The sequence below is a fragment of the Lysobacter enzymogenes genome (genome assembly GCF_023617245.1).
Lineage (GTDB): Bacteria > Pseudomonadota > Gammaproteobacteria > Xanthomonadales > Xanthomonadaceae > Lysobacter > Lysobacter yananisis.
Genome location: NZ_CP067396.1, coordinates 1410875 through 1430004 on the forward strand (window position 1 = coordinate 1410875; position 19130 = coordinate 1430004).

A 19130-nucleotide genomic window follows, 5' to 3' on the forward strand; every position below is an offset into this window, starting at 1 on the left:
TGCTGCGGGAGGGCCTTCAGGCCCCTGCTGTCGTGGGAGGGCCTTCAGGCCCGATGCTTTCCGCTCCGGTCGCCTCGCGCCCCGCCGACATCGCCCTTCAAAACCCGCACCACAAGCGCGACCCCTGTCACGATCGTCATGCGCACGGCGCTATCCTGTGCGCCGTGAATCCCCGCCCGCCCGCCACGCCCGAACTCGCCCCGGTCCACCCGGGCGGCGCGCGCATCGAGCCGGCGGCCGGCGACTGGACCGCACTGGATTTCGACGCCCCCCGCCGCGCGAGCGATACGCCGGCCGCGCCCTCGGCGTTGCGCTTGTGGCTGTCCCGGCACTGGCTGCGCATCGCGCTCGGACTGGCCGCCGCGGGCGTGGTCGCGGCGCTGGCGGTCTGGCGCCAGCCGCTGTCGGAATGGGTGTGGCCGGAAACCCGCCTGCAGCGCCTGCGCGAACAAGCCGGGCAGGCGCTGTCCGAAGGCCGCTTGAGCTCGCCCGACGGCCGCGGCGCGCGCGAGCTGTACGAGGCCGCGCTGGCCCTGGACCCGGACCGCAGCGACGCCCGCGCCGGCCTCGCCCGCACCGGCGAGGTCGCCTTGCAGCAGGCGCGCCAGGCCATCGACGGCAGCCATTTCGAATTCGCCCGCCAGCGCATCGACCTCGCCCGCGATCTGGCGGTGCCGCGCGCCCGGGTCGAGCCCTTGGCGCAGTTGCTGCGCCAGCGCCAAGCCGTCCACGCCGGACTGGACCGGATGATCGTCGCCGCCGCGGCGGCGCGCGAACAGGGCCGCCTCGATGGCGCGCCCGACGCGGCGCTGCCGCTGTACCTGCGCGTGCTGGAGCTGCAGCCGCAGCGCAACGACGCCCTGGAAGGCCGCGACGACACCCTCGCCGACCTGCTGCAGCAGGCGCGCCAGGCGCTGGAAGGCGGCGAACTGGTGCGCGGCGCGCAAGGCATCGCCCGCGTCCAGGAGGCCGACCCCGGCCACGCCGACCTGCCCGACAGCCTGACCTTGCTGGAATCGCGGCTGGAGCGTCGCCGCGCCGAGGCCGCTCTGGCGCTGCGCCGGAACAAGCCCGACGCCGCGCTGGCCGGCTACCGCGACCTGCTGGCGGTGCGGCCCGACGACGGCGCCGCGCGCGAGGGCCTGCTCGCGGTCGCCGGCGTGCACGCCGAGCGCAGCGAGCGGCTGGCCGCGGATTTCCGTTTCGCCGACGCCGAGCAGGAACTGGCGCTGGCGCGCGAAGTCGCCCCGACCGCGCCGGCCGTGACCTTGGCACGCCAGCACCTGGACCGCGCGCGCGAATCGCGCAAGCGCTTCGACCAGGAAACCCCGCTGCGCCGGCGCCAGTCGCTGCAGCGCCTGCTGACCGAAGCCGCCGCCGCCGAACAGCGCGGCGACCTGCTGACCCCGCCCGGCGACAGCGCCTACGACAAACTGCGCGCGGCCCAGGCCATCGCCCCGGCCGACCCGGCGGTGCGCGCCGCCGCCGCGCGGCTGCTGCCGGCGGCCAAGCGTTGCTTCGAACGCGAGCTCGGCGGCAACCGGCTCTCGCGCGCCGGCGAATGCCTGGACGCGCGCCGCGCACTGGAGGGCGGCGGCGGTGCGGTGCGCGAGGCGTCCGCGCGCCTGGCCCAGCGCTGGATCGGCGTCGGCAGCGAACGCCTCGGCGCGGGCGAACTGCACGCCGCGCGCGCCGCGCTGCAGGCGGCGCGTTCGCTCGACGGCAATGCGCCCGGGCTGGCCGAACTGGCCGCGCGGGTGCAGGCGGCGGGGGCGGCGAGCAATTGAACCGGTAGCTCGCGGCGATCGGGTACACGAGCGTCGGGCCTGAAGGCCCTCCCACAAGAGCGAGCAGCGGGGGCTTCCTCGCCGGACCGGGCCGCCTTGGCTCTTGACCGGCCTGCTTTTGCGCTTGTGGGAGGGCCTTCAGGCCCGACGCTCTTCTCCCAGGTTGCCGGACGCCTCCAAGACCTGCCCCCGCGCCTGGGCGATAATGCGCGCATGCCCCATCGCTCCCGCCCCATCCCCACCTTCCCGACCCAGCGCCGCCGCGCCGCGGAGCCGCGCTGACATGACCGCTCCCGTCGTTCCCGCCTGCGCCGATGTCTGCGCGGCGATCGTCACCTATCACCCGCAGATCGAGTTGCTGCGCGACGTCGTCGCCGCGGTGCGCCCGCAGGTCGGGCGGGTGCAGATCTTCGACAACGCCAGCCCCGGCGCCGACGTCGCCGCGCTGTTCGAGGAACTGCGCGCGCAGGGCGTGCAGGTGCTGCGCAGCGACCGCAACGTCGGCCTGGGCAGCGCGATCAACCACGCCGCGCGGCTGGCGCGCGAGGCCGGCTTCGCCGAGATCCTGCTGATGGACCAGGACAGCCAGGTCGGCGCCGGCATGGTCGCGACCCTGCAGCGCGCCTTGCGCGAACTGCGCGCGCAAGGGCCGGTGGCCGCGGTCGGCCCGCAGTTCCGCGACCAGCGCACTGGCGAGATCGCGCCGTTCGTGCGCATCGCCTTCCCGATGAACCGCAAGCTGTTCGGCGGCCCGGGGCAGGCGGTGGACTGCGATTTCCTGATCACCTCCGGCACCTTGCTGCCGCTGGACGCGCTCGACCGCGTCGGCGGCATGGACGAAGGACTGTTCATCGACAACGTCGACATCGAATGGAGCTCGCGCGCCCGCCATCGCGGCTACAAGCTCTACGGCATCTGCGACGCGCAGATGCAGCACCGCATCGGCGAGCTGGTGCCGATCAGCGGCCTGCTGCCCTCGTGCAAGCTGGTGGTGCACAGCCCGACCCGGCTGTACTACATGATGCGCAACCGGGTGCTGCTGTACCGCCGCGCCGAAGTGCCGCGACGCTGGGCCGCGCAGGACCTGCCGCGGCTGGTGCTGAAGTTCGTCGGCACGGCGGTGTTCCTGCGGCCGCGGCTGGGCTACCTGCGGGCGATGCTGCGCGGGTTGCGCGACGGCATCGCCGGGCGCGATGGGCCGATGCCGCGGGATTGAGCGCTTGAGGCGCTGAGCGATGGCGCCGCGAAACTCGATTCGAATTTCCGCGCCTGCGCAAGTCACGGCAGCGACGCGGCTACTCCTCTGTCCAGGGCGATGATCGTTTACCTGCTTCGTCATTCCGGCGAAAGCCGGAACCTATTCTGATGTTGCTGTTGCTGTTCGCTGGGACGAAACCCCACGCAAAGCCCATGTACCGCAGCCCCGGAGGGCGTGCGCATGGATGCGCACGCGCGCCATGGGGCAGGATGCCCCTTATGGCGCGGCCCCGCGCCACGATGAGCCTTAGTGGCTCTTGATCCGAAAAAACAAGGCCTTTTCTTTGGTTACTTTCTTTGTGGCTTAAGACAAAGAAAGTGACCCGGCCGCTTGCGGACGGAAGCTCTTGATGTTTCGCTTGTCGTCAAGCGCACGCACACGTAAAGACGAATCGCACCGCGGCACGCCCCCTGTAGGAGCGGCGCAAGCCGCGACCGCGCCATCGCGGCGATTACGAAAGTTGCGTCGTAGTTGCGTTGCCGCGGTCGCGGCTCGCGCCGCTCCTACAGTCGGATACGCACCCTCATAACCGTCATTCCGGCGAAAGCCGGAACCCATATTGACGTTGCTGCTGCTTTCGCCGCTACCAATGTGTCGTGTGACGACAAGCCACCATCCAAAGCTTTCGTCCGCAAGCGGCCGAGCTACTTTCTTTTGTCAGCGCGACAAAAGAAAGTAGCGGCGGAGTCAATGTCCAAGTGCATCACCCTGCGCCCGCGGGTTTTTGAGTTCCTCATAGAGCACCTCGACGGGCGAGCGCCTGCCCAGGCTACGGCGGGGGCGGTTGTTCATTTCCCACGCCACCTCTTTGAGGCGCTGCGCAGAATGCACCGACAGATCGGTGCCCTTGGGAAAGTATTGCCGCAACAAGCCGTTGGTGTTTTCGCAGGTTCCGCGTTGCCACGGGCTATGGGGGTCGGCGAAGTAGATCGCTAAACCAGTGCGTTCGCTCAACTGCCGATGCGATGCCATTTCCTTGCCCTGGTCGTAGGTCAAGGTCTTCTTCAAACTTTCCGGCACGCCTTCGAACGCCGAGCTGAAGGCCTCCAGCACCGTGTGCGCGGTCGCGTCGGCGAGCTTGACCAGCTTGACGTACAAGGTGCGGCGGCAGACCAATACCCCAATCGCCGAGCGATTGTGCGCGCCCACGATCAGGTCGCCCTCCCAATGCCCCGGCATCAGGCGCTCATGCGCGGCCGGCGGCCGCAGGCGGATGTTGGGTAGATCCGGCAGATGGCCGCGGGCGTCGCTTCCCTGGCGCGTGCGGCGGCCGGACTTGCGCCCCTGCCGCAGCAGACGGGTCACCTGGCGGCGCAATTCGCCGCGCGGCATCGCATAAATCGCGGTATAGATCGTTTCGTGCGACACGCGCAGCCAGGGCCGGTCCGGGTACAGATCGCGCAGTTTGTCGGCAATCTGTTGCGGCGACCAGCACCGTTCCAGCCAATAGCGCACGCGTCGCCACAGCACGGTGTCGCGTCGCAGCTTGCGGCGCACCCGCGCCCGTCGCCGCAGTCGCTGGGCCCGCCGGCCCGCCCGGGTCGCATCGTAGCCAGGATCGAAACGGGGGCGTCCGCGCAGCGGCGGCCCCGAATGGGACCGAAACCCATTACGGCGCAACTCGCGAGCAATAGTGCTTTGCGCCCGACCCAACGTCTGGGCGATTTGCCGTCCGCTCGCCCCTTGGGCGATCAAGACCATGATGGCCCCGCGCTCTTCTGCGCTCAGATGCGAATACTGCTGGCCCATTCACAGTGCCTCACTGAGGTGATGCACTTGAGGTTAGAGACCAGCAGCCAAAGAAAAACGCTTGTTTAAGGTCAAAAGCCACTAAGTCCAGTACCCGACGCGGGGCTGCGCCATAAGGGACATCCTGTCCCATGGCGCACGCGCGCATCCATGCGCGCGCCCTCCGGGGCTGTGGGGCTGACGTTACGGCTCGGAGGCGAGCGCCAGCAACAGCAAAGGCAACGGCACTGATCGACGATGCGGCGAAGGACGATCCTGGCGTCCGTCCAGAGCACAGGGGCGCCGCCGCCATCGCCATAGCGCCGCAACCGGCCACCCGGCCCATGCGTCTCGCCCGGCAGCCGACCACCCCCGACTTTGCCGATTCCGCCTCCTGGCCTGAACCAAACCCCAATCGCAGGGTCTGACCCCAGGTCGCCCATCCCGGGCGCCGCCGGCGCGCGCTCCGGACGCCTGCGCTAGACTTGCCCGCGACTCAAGACACAGCATCTCCGTGGCCCGAATCGATTACGACGAAGACGAGCGCGACGACAACGACGGGCAGGGCGCCAAGCCAGGCTGGCGCCGGCGGCTGGTGACCTGGACCCTGGCCGCGGGCGGCCTGGGCCTGGGCTTCCTGATCCCGTACACGCTCTACCTCAACCACGAGGTCGGCGAGCGCTTCGGCCAGCTGCAGTGGCAGATCCCGACCCGGGTCTACGCGCGTCCGCTGGAAGTCGCGCCCGGCGCGGCGCTGGATGCGGCCACGCTCAAGACCGAACTCGACGCCGCTTCCTATCGCGAGGACGGCGGCGAGCGCCCGGGCACCTACGCCCGCGAGGGCGGCCGTTTCACCATCGCCAGCCGCGGCTTCGACGACGTCGACGGCACCGTGCAGCCGCGCCGGATCGAAGTCAGCATCGCCGGCGGCCGCGTCGCCGCGGTGCGCGACCTGACCAGCAAGAAGGCGCTGCGCACCGCGCGCCTCGACCCGGCGCGCATCGCCACGCTGTACGGCCAGAAGCAGGAAGAGCGGCGGCTGGTGCGGATCGAGGAAGTGCCCGAGCTGCTGGTCACCGGCCTGCAAGCGGTCGAGGACCGCGACTTCAACCACCACTTCGGCATCGACCTGTCGGGCATGGCGCGCGCCGCGTTCAAGAACGTCGCCGCCGGCCGCGCCAAGCAGGGCGCCAGCACCCTGACCCAGCAGCTCGCGCGCAGCGGCCTGCTCGGCATCGGCCAGGAACAGACCCTGACCCGCAAGGGCAAGGAAATCATCTACGCCCTGCTGATCGAGGCGCGCTACGACAAGCGCACGATCCTGGAGGCGTACTTCAACCAGGTCTATCTCGGCCAGCGCGGCTCGCAGGCCATCCACGGCGTTGCCGCGGCCTCCGAGTTCTGGTTCGGCCGCGACCTGCGCGACCTCAACACCGAGCAGATCGCGCTGCTGATCGGCATCGTCCGCGGCCCGTCCTATTACGACCCACGGCGCAATCCCGAGCGCGCGCTGTCGCGGCGCAACTTCGTGCTCGGCGAGATGCACGAGACCGGGCTGATCGCCGAAGCCGAATACCAGCGCGCGATCAAGACGCCGCTGGAGATCAGCCAGAACCCGGGCAACATCGCCGCCAACCGCTTCCCGGCCTACGTCGACCTGATCCGCCGCCAGCTCGCCCGCGACTATCCGGCCGACGCGCTCGCCGGCGCCGGCCTGAGCGTGATGAGCGGGATGCAGCCCTCGGCGCAGGCGCAGGCCGAAGGCGCGGTCGCGCGCACGCTCAAGAGCCTGGACAACAAGCGCCGGCCGCCGCTGCAGGCCGGCCTGGTGGTCACCGACGTGCACAACGGCGAAGTGGTGGCCGTGGTCGGCAGCCGCGAGTTCACCCAACCGGGCTTCAACCGCGCGGTCGAAGCGCAGCGTCCGGTCGGTTCGCTGCTCAAGCCGTTCGTGTACCTGCTGGCGCTGGCGCGGCCGAGCGAGTTCAACCTGTCGACCTGGGTCGACGATTCGCCGGTGACGGTCAAGCTCGGCCGCGGCCGCAACTGGAACCCGGGCAATTCCGACGGCCGCAGCCACGGCCTGGTGCGCATGGTCGATGCGCTGGCGATGTCCTACAACCAGGCCACCGTGCGCATCGGCATGCAGGTCTCGCCGGAAGCCGTCGGCGAGTTGACCCAGAAGCTCGCCGGCATCCAGGCGCCGAACAATCCCTCGTTGATCTTGGGCGCGGTCGATCAAAGCCCGTATGCGATGGCGCAGCTGTACCAGTTCCTCGCGTCCGGCGGCGAAGTGCAGCCGCTGCACGCGGTGCGCGGCGTGCTCGACGCGCAGGGCAAGGCGGTCAAGCGCTACGACAAGGAACCCGCGCCGGCGCAGGAAGGCGACGCGATCGCCGCGCGCCTGATCACCATCGCGCTGCAACAGGCCGTCACCAACGGCACCGGCCGCCAGCTGATCGGCGACGGCCTCGGCAAGCTGCAGCCGGCCGGCAAGACCGGCACCAGCAACGACGGCCGCGACAGCTGGTTCGCCGGCTGGACCGGCGACCACCTGGCGGTGATCTGGGTCGGCAACGACCAGAACCAGACCACCGGCCTGTACGGCGCCACCGGCGCGATGCGGGTGTGGTCGGCGATCTTCTCGCGGCTGCCGACCGCGCCGCTGCAGGTCACCGACAAGGGCATCGACTGGCAGCCGGTGGTCGGCAGCAACAGCACCGACGCGGCCTGCCCGGGCGCGCGCCGGTTCCCGTTCGTGGCGGGCTTCGCCCCGCAATACGCGCCGTGCCCGCAGCCGGAGCCGCAGGCCGAGGAATCCGGCGGCGGCTGGCGCGAATGGTTCGGCATCGGCAAGGACAAGGACGAGTCTGCGCGCGAGCCGGCGCCCACTCCCCCGTCTCCGGAGCAGTAATCGATGATCCGCACGACTCAGCGCGCCGCTCGCCGCGGCGCCGTCCTCGCGGCCCTGACCGCCGCAGTCCTGGCCGCGCTCGCCGCGGCCTGTTCGGTCGCGCCGCCGCAACCCTCGGCGCTGGCCGAGGCCAACTTCAACGGCGAGGCCGCGGTGGCGCAGGTGCGCGCCGCCGGCGGCGCCGCCGCGCGCGAGTTGGACGTGCAGCCGCTGCGCGACAGCCAGGTCGAGGACCTGCGGCAGAAGGCCGAGGTGCTGGAGAAATCGCGCAAGTACCCCGAGGCCGCGGCCGCGCTCGACCAGGCGCTGCAGGTCAACGCCGACGATCCGGCGCTGCTGCAGGAGCGCGCCGAGGCCGCGCTGTTGCTGCATCGGCTCGACGACGCCGAGCGTTTCGCGCAAAAGGCCTACGACGGCGGCTCCCAGGTCGGCCCGCTGTGCCGCCGCCACTGGGCGGCGATCGCGCAGGCGCGCCAGGGCCGGCTCGACGGCGTCAACGCGGCGATGAAGCTGGCCAAGCGCCAGGACCACTACGACGCCCTGGTGCCGCAGCGCGACGGTTTGATCAGGTCGCGCAAGCAGGCGCAGGACAAGATCGACGCCTGCACCGTCGCCGCGCCCGCCAGGTACTGACGCTTCCATGCAACCCAGTCGCCTCGGCGTCGCCAGTCGGGCCGCGCTGAGCGACGGCGGCGAGATCGCGCGCAAGCTCGAAACCTTCGCCCCGCGTCCCGCCCAGCAGGACCTGTCGGCGGCGATCGCCGACGCCTTCGAAACCCGCGAAACCCTGCTGGCCGAGGCCGGCACCGGTACCGGCAAGACCTTCGCCTACTTGGTGCCGGCGCTGCTGTCGGGCCTGAAGACCATCGTCTCCACCGGCACCCGCGCGCTCCAGGACCAGCTCTATCACCGCGACCTGCCGCGGGTGCGCGACGCGCTCGGCGTCGGGGTCAAGACCGCGTTGCTGAAGGGCCGCGCGAACTACCTGTGCCGCTATCGCATGGAGCAGGCCAAGGGCGAGCCGAAGTTCTCTTCGCGCGACCTCGCCGCGCAGTTCCAGCGCATCGTCGCCTGGTCCGGGCGCACCCGCCTCGGCGATCTGGCCGAACTGGAAGCGCTGCCGGAAGAATCGCCGCTGCTGCCGATGGTGACGTCCACCGCCGAGAACTGCGTCGGCAGCGAATGCCCGTTCTACGCCGATTGCTTCGTGGTGCAGGCGCGCCAGCGCGCGCAGGCGGCCGACGTGGTGGTGGTCAACCACCATCTGCTGCTGGCCGATCTCGCGCTCAAGCAGGAAGGCTTCGGCGAGATCCTGCCGGGCGCGCAGGCGTTCGTGATCGACGAGGCGCACCAGCTGCCCGAGCTGGCCGCGCAGTTCTTCGGCGAGGCGATCAGCGCGCGCCCGCTGGTCGAGCTGGCGCGCGACGCGCTGGCCGAATGCAAGAGCGTGACCGGCGCGTTGGCGAGCCTGCAGGTGCCCTCGCGCGACCTGGAGCATTCGGTGCGCGCGCTGCGCACGGCGATGGACGAGTTGCCGGTGCGCGGCACCCGCCGCCGCGCCGGCGAAGTGCCGGCGGTGGAGGACGCGTTCGACAACCTCGATGCCGCGCTGGCCAACCTGCGCGACGCGCTGGAGCCGCTGCGCGGCGCCGCGCCGGGCTTCGACAGTTGCCATGCGCGCGCCGAGGAATTCATCGAGCGGCTGCGCCGTTGGCGCGGCGCGGCGGTGCCGCGGCCGGCGCCGGAACCGGAAGAGGACGACGATTTCGCGCCGCCGCGGCGCGAGGTCGCGACCGAGGCCGAAAACCAGGACGCCGTCGCCGCCGCGCAGGACGCGAATGCGCAGGCCGAGGCGAGCCCCGCGGCGATCCCCGAGGAAGGCCGCGACGGCAGCGTGCTGTGGTACGAACTGACCGCGCGCGGCTTCCGCCTCAGCCGCACCCCGCTCGACGTCGCCGGCCCGCTGGCCGCGCACCGCGAGCGTTCGCGCGCGGCCTGGGTGTTCACCTCGGCCACGCTCGCGGTCGGCGGCCAGTTCCAGCATTACGCGCGCAAGCTCGGCCTGTTCGAGCCCAAGACCCTGCTCGCGCCGAGCCCGTTCGACTGGGCCACGCAGGCCTTGATGTACCTGCCGCCGGGCCTGCCCGACCCGGCGGTGCGCCATTACAACCAGGCCCTGGTCGAACGCCTGCGGCCGGTGCTGGAAGCATCCGGCGGCCGCGCCTTCGTCCTGTTCGCCTCGCACCGCGCGCTGCGCGAGACGGCCGAATTGCTCAAGGACGGCCCGTGGCCGCTGTTCGTCCAGGGCGAAGCGCCGCGGCACGTGCTGCTGGAGCGCTTCCGCGCCTCGGGCAACGGCGTGCTGCTCGGCGCGGCCAGCTTCCGCGAGGGCGTGGACGTGGCCGGCGAGGCGCTGAGCGTGGTGGTGATCGACAAGCTGCCGTTCGCCGCGCCCGACGACCCGGTGTTCGAGGCGCGCCTGGACGCGATCCGCCGCCGCGGCGGCAACCCGTTCCGCGACGAACAGCTGCCGCAGGCGGTGATCGCGCTCAAGCAGGGCGCCGGCCGATTGATCCGCAGCGAGACCGACCGCGGCGTGCTGGTGCTGTGCGACCCGCGCCTGCACAGCAAGAGCTACGGCCGCACCTTCCTCGACTCGCTGCCGCCGCTGCCGCGCACGCGCCGGGTCGACGACGTGGCCGACTTCTTCGCCGGCCGCCCGCTGGCCCTAGAATCGGCCTCGTCCGCGCCGGCCGACGGCGAGGACTATTACTACCGCTGAATGCGGTCGTCGCCAACGAGGTGGGCCATGAGCGAGCAGGAGCCGGCGCGCAAGCCGCGCGTGCACGGATTGGGCGGAGTGTTCTTCAAGGCGCGCGATCCCGCCGCGCTGGCGCAGTGGTACCAGCGCCATCTGGACCTGGACGTGCAGGGCTGGGGCGGCGCGCTGCTGCGCTGGCGCCGCGCCGACAGCGGAAGCGATGCGGTCACGGTGTGGGCGCCGTTCGGCGAGGACAGCGAGTACTTCAAGCCCAGCGACAAGCCCTACATGCTGAACCTGCGCGTCGACGACCTGCAGGCGACCTTGCAGGGGCTGCGCGAGGAGGGCTGCCAGGTGCTGGACCGGTACGAGGAATCCGAGCAGGGCAAGTTCGGCTATGCGCTGGACCCGGAAGGCGGCCTGCTGGAGCTGTGGCAGCCGGCGCCGGGGTACTGAGCCCTTTGTGGGAGGGCCTTCAGGCCCGAAGCCTTTGTCTCGGATCGCCGCGGCCTGAAACAAGAGCGTCGGGCCTGAAGGCCCTCCCACAGTAAGCCACCAGGCGAAGGCCCTCCCACACGCGCCCATCCGCGCGATAATCGCCGCGATGAAACTCCTCGCCTTCGAAACCTCCACCGAAGCCTGCTCCGTCGCCCTGTGGCTCGACGGCGAGGTGCGCGAGCGCTTCGAGCTGGCGCCGCGCCGCCATGCCGAACTCTCGCTGCCCTGGGCCGAACAGTTGCTCGCCGAGGCCGGGGTGAAGCGCCGCGAACTCGACGCGGTGGCGCTGGGCCGCGGCCCGGGCGCGTTCACCGGCGTGCGCCTGGCCATCGCCCTGGCCCAGGGCGTGGCGCTGGCGCTGGACGTGCCGGCGATCGCGGTCTCGACCCTGGCCGTGCTCGCGCTGCGCGCGCAACCGCTGGCCGCCGGCGCCGGCCCGCAGCGCGTGCTCAGCGCGATCGACGCGCGCATGGGCGAGGTCTACACCGCCGCCTTCGAACTGCGCGACGGCGAGCCGTTCGCGCTCGACCGCGAAGCCGTGCTCGCGCCCGCCGCCGCGCAACTGCCCGGCGACGGCGCGCCCGCCGACGGCTGGCTCGGCGTCGGCACCGGCTTCGCCGCCGCCGACGGCGCCCTGCGCCAGCGCCTCGGCGCGCGCTTCGCCGCGATCGACGCCGAGGCGCTGCCGCACGCCGCCGATCTCGCCCGCCTGGCCGCCGCCGCGTACGCGCGCGGCGAAAGCATCGCGCCCGAGCGGATCGAACCGGCCTACCTGCGCAACAACGTCGCGCTGACCATCGCCGAACAAGCCGCGCTGCGCGCGCGCTCTTCGTAACCCGGCGCGCGCCGCATCGATCGCCGCCGCGCGTCGTCGCCCGGATTTCCCGGCCGCATCCTGCCCCCGAGGACGAACCATGAAATCGCTGCGCCTGCTTCCGCTGTTGTGTTGCGCCGTGCTGGCGCCGCTCGCGTCCGCCGCTGAGCCGGCCGAGGTCTGGCGCGGGACCGTCGGCGCCTTGCCGGTGGCGATGAGCCTGAGCCGCGGCGAAGGCGCCGAGGTCTACGGCCAGTATTTCTACCTCAAGCACCTGCGCGACCTGGAACTGCAAGGCAAGCGCGACGGCCAGGGCCTGCACCTGGAAGTGCGCAGCCGCGACGACGCGGTCGCCGAGCGCTGGGAGCTGAGCGAAAAGGACGGCGCCCTGGAAGGGCAGTGGCGCGCCGGCAAGCGCACGCTGCCGGTGCGCCTGCAGCGCGTGGACGCCGAGGCTCTGCGCGCCGGCCGCGACGGCGAGCGCTATCGCCGCGCCGGCGACGACGTGTCCGGGTTCGACGCGCTGCGCATCGGCGAGTTGAACCTGGAGAAAACCAAGACCCAGCAGTTCCAGGGCCATCGCCTGCAATGGTGGCGCGAACCGCGCACCGGGGTGGAACTGTTCACCGTCGAAGCCGGCCTCGACGAGCCGGCGCGCGCCCGCGTCAACCGCATCCTCAGCCAGCGCCTGTGGCATACCGCCATCGACGCGCTGCAATGCACCTCCGCGGCCAATAGCGAGTTCGACCTCACCGTCACCCCGCGGCTGTTCGACCGCCGCTTCCTCAGCCTCAGCCTGATGACGAGCTACTACTGCGGCGGCGCGCATCCGGACTTCGGCGACTCGCCGTTGACCATCGATGTGCGCGAGGGCCGCGAACTGGCGCTGGAAGACGTGCTGTGGCTCGGCAAGGGCGCGCCGCCGCGCCGCACCGGTCCGGGCGATTACGACAGCCCCGGCTACAAGCGCCTGGACCAGTACCGCGAATCGACCCTGGTGCCGTGGACGCTCAAGACCCTGGCCGGCCTGCACCCGCGCGAGATGATGCCGCCGAAAGGCGACGACGAAGACGGCTGCGACTACTCCGACCCCGGCGTGTGGGGCACCTCGATCTGGTACCTGACCCCGGATGGCCTCTACCTCGGCCCGTACTTCGCCCGGGTCGCGCGCGCCTGCGAATATCCGGACTGGTCGCTGGTGCCGTGGAAGCAGGTCGAACAGCATCCGGGCCCGGCGCTGAAATAACCGGCCTGCGCGCGGCCGCGCGCCGAACGCTTCGTTACGGCCGCGCCGCGGGTGCGATAACGTGGTCCGGGGCGAGCGAACCGGAGACCGGAGCATGGACGTCAGCGAGCGCAGGTGGCTTTGGCTGCGGGCCCTGGCCGCCAGCCGGTGGTTCGGCATCGCCATCGGCGCATCGTTCTTTCCCATCGCCGCCGGCGCGTTCTGCATCGCCCGGGCCTGGCCCATCGTCGCCGCGGCGCTGATCCTGGCGGCGCTGCCGCTGGTGCCGATCGGCTTCTGCGTCCACCTGCGGATCATGGCCGACGAGTGGGACGCCCGGCGCGAACGCAAGCGCGCCGCGTCGGCCTCGCGCGCGCGGGACGCGGCGGACCGGTAACGCGCGGCGCTTACTCGTCGACCAACGACCCGCCCGGCAGGAAGTTCCAGGTCCGGGTCACGTGCAGGATGTCCGGGTTTTCTTCGGTCTTCGGCAGCGGCGGGTAGGGCTCGGCCAAGCGGGCGATGCGCAGGGCCGAGTCGTCGAGCAGCCGGACGCCGCTGCTGCGCACGATGTCGGCGCGCTCGACGCTGCCGTTGCGGCGCACCGCCACGCTGATCACCACTTGCCCGGCGAGCCGGCGCCGGCGCGCTTCGTCGGGGTAGTTGAGGTTGCCGACCCGCTCGACCCTGTCGACCCATTCGCGCAGATAGCCGGCCCAGGCGTACTCGGTGGTGCTGGCGGAAACGAACTTGCGGGTCGGGCGCTTGGCGTAGCGCTCCGAGCGCATGTGGATCTCGGCCGCCAGCCGCGCCATCTCGATGTCGTGCTCGATCTTGCGCTGGCCGTTGGGCAAAGGCCGCTCGGCCGGAGTCTGGGCGATGCGCTCGCGCGCGGTCGTGGTCTCGCCGCGGGTGCTGCTGACCACGCGCGCGGTCGGCTGCGGCTGCGCCGCCGGCGATTGCGCGCGCAGCGCCATCTGCGCCACGCCGGCCTCGGCCTGCGGCGACGGGCCGGACTGGTTGTCGCGCGGGCGGGTGCTCTTATCGTGCTCGCCGCCGCCCTGGTTGTTGGCCTGGGCGAGGAAGTCGGCCTGCTTCGGCGTCAGCGCGGTCTGGGTCTGGGTCAGGATCACGTCCAGCGTCGGCACCACCGGCGCGGCCTTTTCCAGGGTGTAGCCGACACCGAGCAGGAAGATGCCGTGCACCAGCACCGACAGCACCATGGTCGCGCTGAAGCGCTGCGGCTCGGCCAGGCCGCCGCCGGGCAGGTGCGGAACGCCGGCGCTCATGCGGCGGACAGACGGGCTTCGATGGCGTCGAACAGCAGGCCGGCGATGTTGAGGCCGAATTGCTCGTCGAGTTCGCGGATGCAGGTCGGGCTGGTGACGTTGAGTTCGGTCATGTAGTCGCCGATCACGTCCAGGCCGACGAACAGCATGCCGCGCTCGCGCATCTCCGGGCCGACCTGGGCGGCGATCCAGCGGTCGCGCTCGCTCAGCGGGCGGCCTTCGCCGCGGCCGCCGGCAGCGAGGTTGCCGCGGAACTCGTCGCCCTGCGGGATCCGCGCCAGCGCGTAGTCGACCGGCACGCCGTCGACCAGCAGCACGCGCTTGTCGCCGTCCTTGATGTCGGGCAGGAACTTCTGCGCCATCACCAGGTGGCGGCCGCCGTCGCCGAGGGTTTCCAGGATCACGTTGAGGTTGGGCTCGCCGGCGGCGGCGCGGAAGATCGAGCGCCCGCCCATCCCGTCCAGCGGCTTCAGCACGGCCTGGCCGTGGCGCTGGACGAAGGCCTTGAGCTCGCCGGCGTCGCGGCTGACCAGGGTGTCGATGCAGCACTGCGGGAACAGCAGCGCGGCCAGCTTCTCGTTGTAGTCGCGCAGGCCCTGCGGATCGTTGACCACGAACGCGCCGGCGCGCTGGGCGACCGACAGGATCTGGGTGTCGTGCAGGTACTCGGCGTCGACCGGCGGGTCCTTGCGCATCAGGATCACGTGCGCGCTGCCGAGTTCGATCTGTGACCAATCTCCCAATTCGTGCCAGCCGTTTTTATCGTCGCGCACGCGCAGCGGCGCGACGTTCGCCAGCGCGCGGCCGCCGTCCAGGCTCAGGCCGCCGGGTTTCACGTACCAAAGGCGGTGGCCGCGGCGCTGGCCTTCCAGCAACATGGCGAAGGTGGAGTCCTTGGCGATCTTGATCGACCCGATCGGGTCCATCACGACGACGATGTCCAACGGCATGGCAACGGAATCCTCAAAGATTGACGGGATGGTAGCAGGCAGGTCACCGGTATCTGTCATGATGTAGGGGTCGCAAACGGCCGTGCAGCGTCCATTTGCGACACGCAGCGATCAGGGCGACCGCCTTGCGCGGAAGGGGACGATGGCTTAGGTCGAGGGAGCGGCCGCCGGCGACAGCGTGACCGCCGGCAAGTTCGTCCTGCGATCCGATCGGCTTGCGTATTCAGTTTCCGGGCGCGGAATGCGTGCTTGACAGCCTGCGTGCGGCTTGAAATAAAGACGGCTTCGCAACGCCCCGGGGATTTCAAGGCGTTTGCAATGGGGGATACAAAGAATGCTCGACGAGGTTCGTAGCGGCAGCCTCGATGGTCTCAGGGTCATGGTGATCGACGATTCCAAGACCATCCGTCGAACCGCCGAGACGCTGTTGAAACGCGAGGGATGCGAGGTGGTCACGGCCATCGACGGATTCGAGGCGTTGGCGAAGATCGCCGACCAACAGCCGCAAATCATTTTCGTGGATATCATGATGCCGCGTCTGGACGGCTATCAGACCTGCGCGCTCATCAAGAACAATCATCTGTTCAAGGGCACGCCGGTCATCATGCTGTCGTCGAAGGACGGCCTGTTCGACAAGGCGCGGGGCCGCATCGTCGGTTCCGAGCAATACCTGACCAAGCCATTCACGCGCGAGGAGCTCCTCGACGCGATCCGCAAGCACGTACACGCCTGACCGGGGGGTAGGGCACCATGGCACGCATCCTGCTTATCGAGGACTCTGCGACGGACACCGCCGTCCTGACCCAGCTGCTGCAACGCAACGGTCACGAGGTGTTCGCCGCCGGCAGCGCCGAGGACGGCATCGAGGCGGCCAAGCGCGAGTTGCCCGACCTGGTGATGATGGACGTGGTGCTGCCGGGCATGAACGGTTTCCAGGCCACCCGCGCGCTGAGCCGGGACGAGCAGACCAAGCAGATCCCGGTGCTGATCGTCAGCACCAAGGCCATGGAGACCGACCGCGCCTGGGGCATGCGCCAGGGCGCGCGCGATTACATCGTCAAACCCCCGCGCGAGGACGACCTCATCGCGCGGATCAAAGAACTGCTGGATAAGTGAACCGATGATCTTGAAGACGCCGTTCGATGTGCTGAGCGATTACGAGCGCCGTTCGCTGGCGCACGTGGCCGGTCTGCCCGAACAGCTCGACGCGCCGGGCCTGTGGCGCGGGGTCGGCTACCGCATCGGCGCGCGCCGGCTCGCCTCGACCTTCGCCGAGGTGGTGGAAATCCTGTCGCTGCCGCAGCTCACCCAGGTGCCCGGCGCGCAGCCGTGGATGCTCGGGCTGGCCAACGTGCGCGGCAGCCTGCTGCCGATCGTCGACCTCAAGCAGTTCCTGGAAGGCGAGCGCACCGTGCTGCACGAAGGCCAGCGCATCCTGCTGGTGCGCCAGCCCGGCGGCGACGTCGCCGTGCTGATCGACGAGCTCTACGGCCAGCGCAGCTTCCACGAGCACAACCTGCTGGCGCTGGAAGACGCCGAGGCGCTGGTGCACGGCCGCTACGCCCATTTCGTCGAGCGCGCCTACCGCGTCGACGACCAGGCCTGGGGCGTGTTCAATCTCGACCGCCTGGCCCGCACCCCCGAATTCCGACAAGCAGCGGCCTGACGCAGCCGCTTCCTCCAACAAGACCGCACGCACGTACACCCGAGGTTCCCGAACCATGAGCACTGTGATGGACAACGCCGGCAAGAGCCGCATGCTGGGCGCCAATACCTGGCTGATCGTGCTGGGCATATCGGTGCTCGTGTTCGGCGTGAACACCGGCTACGCGACCTGGCAGGCCGCGCGCCTGGGCGGCGCCAGCTCGGCGGCCTCGCGACTGCAGGTGAACTCGCAGAAGCTCGCGGTGCAGGCGCGCGAAGCGGTCGGCGGCAACAAGGACGCGTTCGCCGCGTTCAAGACCACCAAGGCGGCGATCGACGAGGACGTCAAGTCGCTCAACGACAACTACGGCGGCACCACCGGCGTGGCCACCCCGATCGAGACCGCGACCAAGACCTGGGAGCCGATGGGCAAGAGCGCCGACCAGGTGCTGGCCTCGGAGAAGGCGGTGCTGGCGCTGGCCGGCAACGCCGACAGCTTCGCCGGCCGCGTGCCGCAGCTGCAGGCGCGCCTGGACGAACTGGTACGCGCGATGTCGGCCTCCGGTTCGCCGTCCTCGCAGGTCTACATCGCCCTGCGCCAGGTGGTGCTGTCGGCGACGATGGCCCGCCGCATCACCGAAATCCGCGCCGGCGGCAGCGGCGCCGGCATGGCCGGCGAGGCGCTCGGCCGCGACGCGATCGTGTTCGGCAACATCCTCACCGGCCTGCGCAAGGGCGACTCGTCGTTCGGCGTCAACGCGCTCGGCAACTCCGGCGCGCTGGCCGCGCTCGGCCAGGCCGAGGCGCTGTGGCTGGAGATGAAGAAGGACCTCGACGCGATCTCGGCCAGCTCCAAGGACCTGTTCCAGGCCCAGGCCGCGGCCGAATCGATCACCGGCGGCTCGGACAAGATGCTCGCCGACAGCCAGTCGCTGTTCACCGCGCTGACCTCGTTCGGCTCGCTCAGCGACTCCAGCTTCCTCGGCAACATCTGGCTGTCGATCATCTCCGGCCTGGGCGCGCTGGTCGCGATCGCCGGCTTGCTGTTCTCGCTGAACTACGCCCAGCAGCGCCGCTACCAGACCACCAAGGAACTCAACGACCGCAACCAGGAGGCGATCATGCGCCTGCTGGACGAAATGGGTTCGCTCGCGGAAGGCGACCTGACGGTGAAGGCCACCGTCACCGAGGACATGACCGGCGCGATCGCCGACTCGATCAACTTCGCGGTCGAGCAGCTGCGCAGCCTGGTGCAGACGATCACCGACACCTCGGTGCAGGTCGCCTCCAGCGCCCAGGAAACCCAGGCCACCGCGATGCACCTGGCCGAAGCGGCGGAACACCAGGCGCAGGAGATCAACTCGGCGTCGGACCGCATCAGCGAAATCGCGGCCTCGATCGACCAGGTGTCGAAGAACTCGGCCGAGTCGGCCGACGTGGCGCAGCGCTCGGTGCAGATCGCGACCAAGGGCGCGGGCGTGGTGCGGCAGACGATCCAGGGCATGGACTCGATCCGCGACCAGATCCAGGAGACCTCGAAGCGCATCAAGCGCCTGGGCGAAAGCTCGCAGGAAATCGGCTCGATCGTGGAACTGATCAACGACATCTCCGAGCAGACCAACATCCTCGCGCTCAACGCGGCGATCCAGGCGGCGTCGGCGGGCGAAGCGGGCCGCGGCTTCGCGGTCGTGGCCGACGAAGTGCAGCGACTCGCGGAACGCGCGTCCAACGCAACCAAGCGAATCGAGACGCTGGTCCAGACAATTCAGTCCGACACCAACGAAGCTGTCAGCTCGATGGAGCAGACGACCTCCGAAGTGGTCGCCGGTGCGCGATTGGCCGAGGACGCGGGCACCGCGCTGGGCGAGATCGAAAAGGTGTCGTCGGACCTGTCGAACCTGATTCAGGGCATTTCCAGCGCCGCGCAGCAGCAGTCCAGCGCGGCCTCGAACATCACCCAGACGATGAACACCATCCAGCAGATCACCTCGCAGACCTCGCAGGGCGCCAACCAGACCGCCGCGTCGATTGGAAACCTCGCGCAGCTGGCGGCGGACCTGCGCCGCTCGGTGGCCGACTTCAAGCTGCCGGCCTGACGCGGGCAGGAGCCGCAGGAAGCGCGGGCACGGTTGTTGCAAGGCAGACAGCGGCTCCGATACAGACATACGAAAGGGTTGTACCGAGGATGAAGCGTCCGACACATCGCTGGCTGAGCCACGCACCGCGTCCGCGACGCGGCCGCGCCGACGGGCGGAGCGCGCC

At 70.4% G+C, this 19130-nt stretch carries 18 protein-coding genes and 2 pseudogenes; 14 read left to right on the plus strand and 6 right to left on the minus strand.

All coding sequences use genetic code 11. The annotated features are described in order from the left end of the window. Nucleotides 1-16: 16 nt before the first annotated feature. Nucleotides 17-91, minus strand: a complete 75-nt coding sequence (locus tag JHW41_RS26475) for a DUF6053 domain-containing protein (RefSeq protein WP_425606396.1) — start codon at nucleotides 89-91, stop codon at nucleotides 17-19. A 73-nt stretch (nucleotides 92-164) separates the two neighbouring features. Here JHW41_RS26475 and JHW41_RS06080 point away from each other — a divergent pair, with 73 nt between their 5' ends. Further along, nucleotides 165-1787 carry a hypothetical protein gene (locus JHW41_RS06080; RefSeq protein ID WP_250449351.1) on the plus strand — a complete coding sequence of 541 codons (1623 nt, stop codon included), beginning with the start codon at nucleotides 165-167 and terminating at the stop codon, nucleotides 1785-1787. Between the two features lie 17 nt (nucleotides 1788-1804). Then, a complete protein-coding gene (locus JHW41_RS26480; protein ID WP_428995513.1) occupies nucleotides 1805-1894 on the plus strand; it encodes a hypothetical protein in 90 nt (29 codons plus the stop codon). Between the two features lie 30 nt (nucleotides 1895-1924). Here JHW41_RS26480 and JHW41_RS26485 read toward each other — a convergent pair. Then, nucleotides 1925-2023 (minus strand): annotated as a pseudogene (locus tag JHW41_RS26485) (hypothetical protein); the annotation flags it as partial. 47 nt (nucleotides 2024-2070) lie between these two features. Between JHW41_RS26485 and JHW41_RS06085 the strand changes: the two are divergent. Beyond that, complete coding sequence (locus JHW41_RS06085) at nucleotides 2071-3003, plus strand: glycosyltransferase family 2 protein (protein ID WP_250449352.1); 933 nt, start codon at nucleotides 2071-2073, stop codon at nucleotides 3001-3003. 729 nt (nucleotides 3004-3732) lie between these two features. Here the strand turns inward: JHW41_RS06085 and JHW41_RS06090 are convergent. Further along, entirely contained in the window at nucleotides 3733-4794 is a 1062-nt protein-coding gene (locus JHW41_RS06090; protein ID WP_057945874.1) for an IS30 family transposase, read from the minus strand. Nucleotides 4795-5287: 493 nt separating this feature from the next. Between JHW41_RS06090 and mrcB the strand changes: the two genes are divergently transcribed. From mrcB to JHW41_RS06110, 4 genes are read left to right on the plus strand one after another with little or no spacing between them, the layout of a single operon-like run. Further along, complete coding sequence (gene mrcB / locus JHW41_RS06095) at nucleotides 5288-7687, plus strand: penicillin-binding protein 1B (RefSeq protein WP_101943847.1); 2400 nt, start codon at nucleotides 5288-5290, stop codon at nucleotides 7685-7687. Between the two features lie 3 nt (nucleotides 7688-7690). After that, nucleotides 7691-8320 carry a hypothetical protein gene (locus JHW41_RS06100; protein WP_250449353.1) on the plus strand — a complete coding sequence of 210 codons (630 nt, stop codon included), beginning with the start codon at nucleotides 7691-7693 and terminating at the stop codon, nucleotides 8318-8320. Nucleotides 8321-8327: 7 nt separating this feature from the next. Then, nucleotides 8328-10469, plus strand: coding sequence for an ATP-dependent DNA helicase (locus JHW41_RS06105; protein ID WP_250449354.1), 2142 nt, complete (start codon nucleotides 8328-8330; stop codon nucleotides 10467-10469). A gap of 27 nt (nucleotides 10470-10496) precedes the next feature. Beyond that, nucleotides 10497-10904, plus strand: coding sequence for a VOC family protein (locus tag JHW41_RS06110; protein WP_057948684.1), 408 nt, complete (start codon nucleotides 10497-10499; stop codon nucleotides 10902-10904). A 42-nt stretch (nucleotides 10905-10946) separates the two neighbouring features. Here JHW41_RS06110 and JHW41_RS26490 read toward each other — a convergent pair. Further along, nucleotides 10947-11033 (minus strand): annotated as a pseudogene (locus JHW41_RS26490) (DUF6053 domain-containing protein); the annotation flags it as partial. A 19-nt stretch (nucleotides 11034-11052) separates the two neighbouring features. Between JHW41_RS26490 and tsaB the strand changes: the two are divergent. From tsaB to JHW41_RS06125, 3 genes are all read left to right on the plus strand, one after another. Then, complete coding sequence (gene tsaB, locus JHW41_RS06115; RefSeq protein ID WP_250449355.1) at nucleotides 11053-11781, plus strand: tRNA (adenosine(37)-N6)-threonylcarbamoyltransferase complex dimerization subunit type 1 TsaB; 729 nt, start codon at nucleotides 11053-11055, stop codon at nucleotides 11779-11781. 79 nt (nucleotides 11782-11860) lie between these two features. Then, on the plus strand, nucleotides 11861-13006 hold the full coding sequence (locus tag JHW41_RS06120) for a hypothetical protein (RefSeq protein ID WP_250449356.1): 1146 nt from the start codon (nucleotides 11861-11863) through the stop codon (nucleotides 13004-13006). 94 nt (nucleotides 13007-13100) lie between these two features. Next, entirely contained in the window at nucleotides 13101-13382 is a 282-nt protein-coding gene (locus JHW41_RS06125) for a hypothetical protein (protein ID WP_250449357.1), read from the plus strand. A 10-nt stretch (nucleotides 13383-13392) separates the two neighbouring features. Here JHW41_RS06125 and JHW41_RS06130 read toward each other — a convergent pair whose 3' ends face one another. Together JHW41_RS06130 and gshB are read right to left on the minus strand one after the other, a co-directional pair. Then, the gene (locus JHW41_RS06130) at nucleotides 13393-14274 is read right to left on the minus strand and encodes an energy transducer TonB (protein ID WP_078997594.1); all 882 of its coding nucleotides are present in this window, start codon (nucleotides 14272-14274) and stop codon (nucleotides 13393-13395) included. Continuing rightward, complete coding sequence (gene gshB / locus JHW41_RS06135) at nucleotides 14271-15224, minus strand: glutathione synthase (RefSeq protein WP_057948679.1); 954 nt, start codon at nucleotides 15222-15224, stop codon at nucleotides 14271-14273. Before gshB ends, JHW41_RS06130 begins: the two co-directional genes overlap by 4 nt. A gap of 334 nt (nucleotides 15225-15558) precedes the next feature. Here gshB and pilG point away from each other — a divergent pair, with 334 nt between their 5' ends. Genes pilG through JHW41_RS06155 form a run of 4 tightly spaced genes read left to right on the plus strand, consistent with a single transcriptional unit; the run spans nucleotide 15559 to nucleotide 18964 of the window. Beyond that, nucleotides 15559-15957 carry a twitching motility response regulator PilG gene (gene pilG / locus JHW41_RS06140; RefSeq protein ID WP_057948678.1) on the plus strand — a complete coding sequence of 133 codons (399 nt, stop codon included), beginning with the start codon at nucleotides 15559-15561 and terminating at the stop codon, nucleotides 15955-15957. Between the two features lie 17 nt (nucleotides 15958-15974). Then, a complete protein-coding gene (locus tag JHW41_RS06145; protein ID WP_057948677.1) occupies nucleotides 15975-16340 on the plus strand; it encodes a response regulator in 366 nt (121 codons plus the stop codon). Nucleotides 16341-16350: 10 nt separating this feature from the next. Next, complete coding sequence (locus tag JHW41_RS06150) at nucleotides 16351-16890, plus strand: chemotaxis protein CheW (RefSeq protein ID WP_057950245.1); 540 nt, start codon at nucleotides 16351-16353, stop codon at nucleotides 16888-16890. Nucleotides 16891-16945: 55 nt separating this feature from the next. Next, nucleotides 16946-18964 (plus strand): methyl-accepting chemotaxis protein, encoded by a 2019-nt coding sequence (locus JHW41_RS06155; RefSeq protein ID WP_057948676.1) that lies wholly within the window; start codon nucleotides 16946-16948, stop codon nucleotides 18962-18964. Nucleotides 18965-19130: the final 166 nt, after the last annotated feature.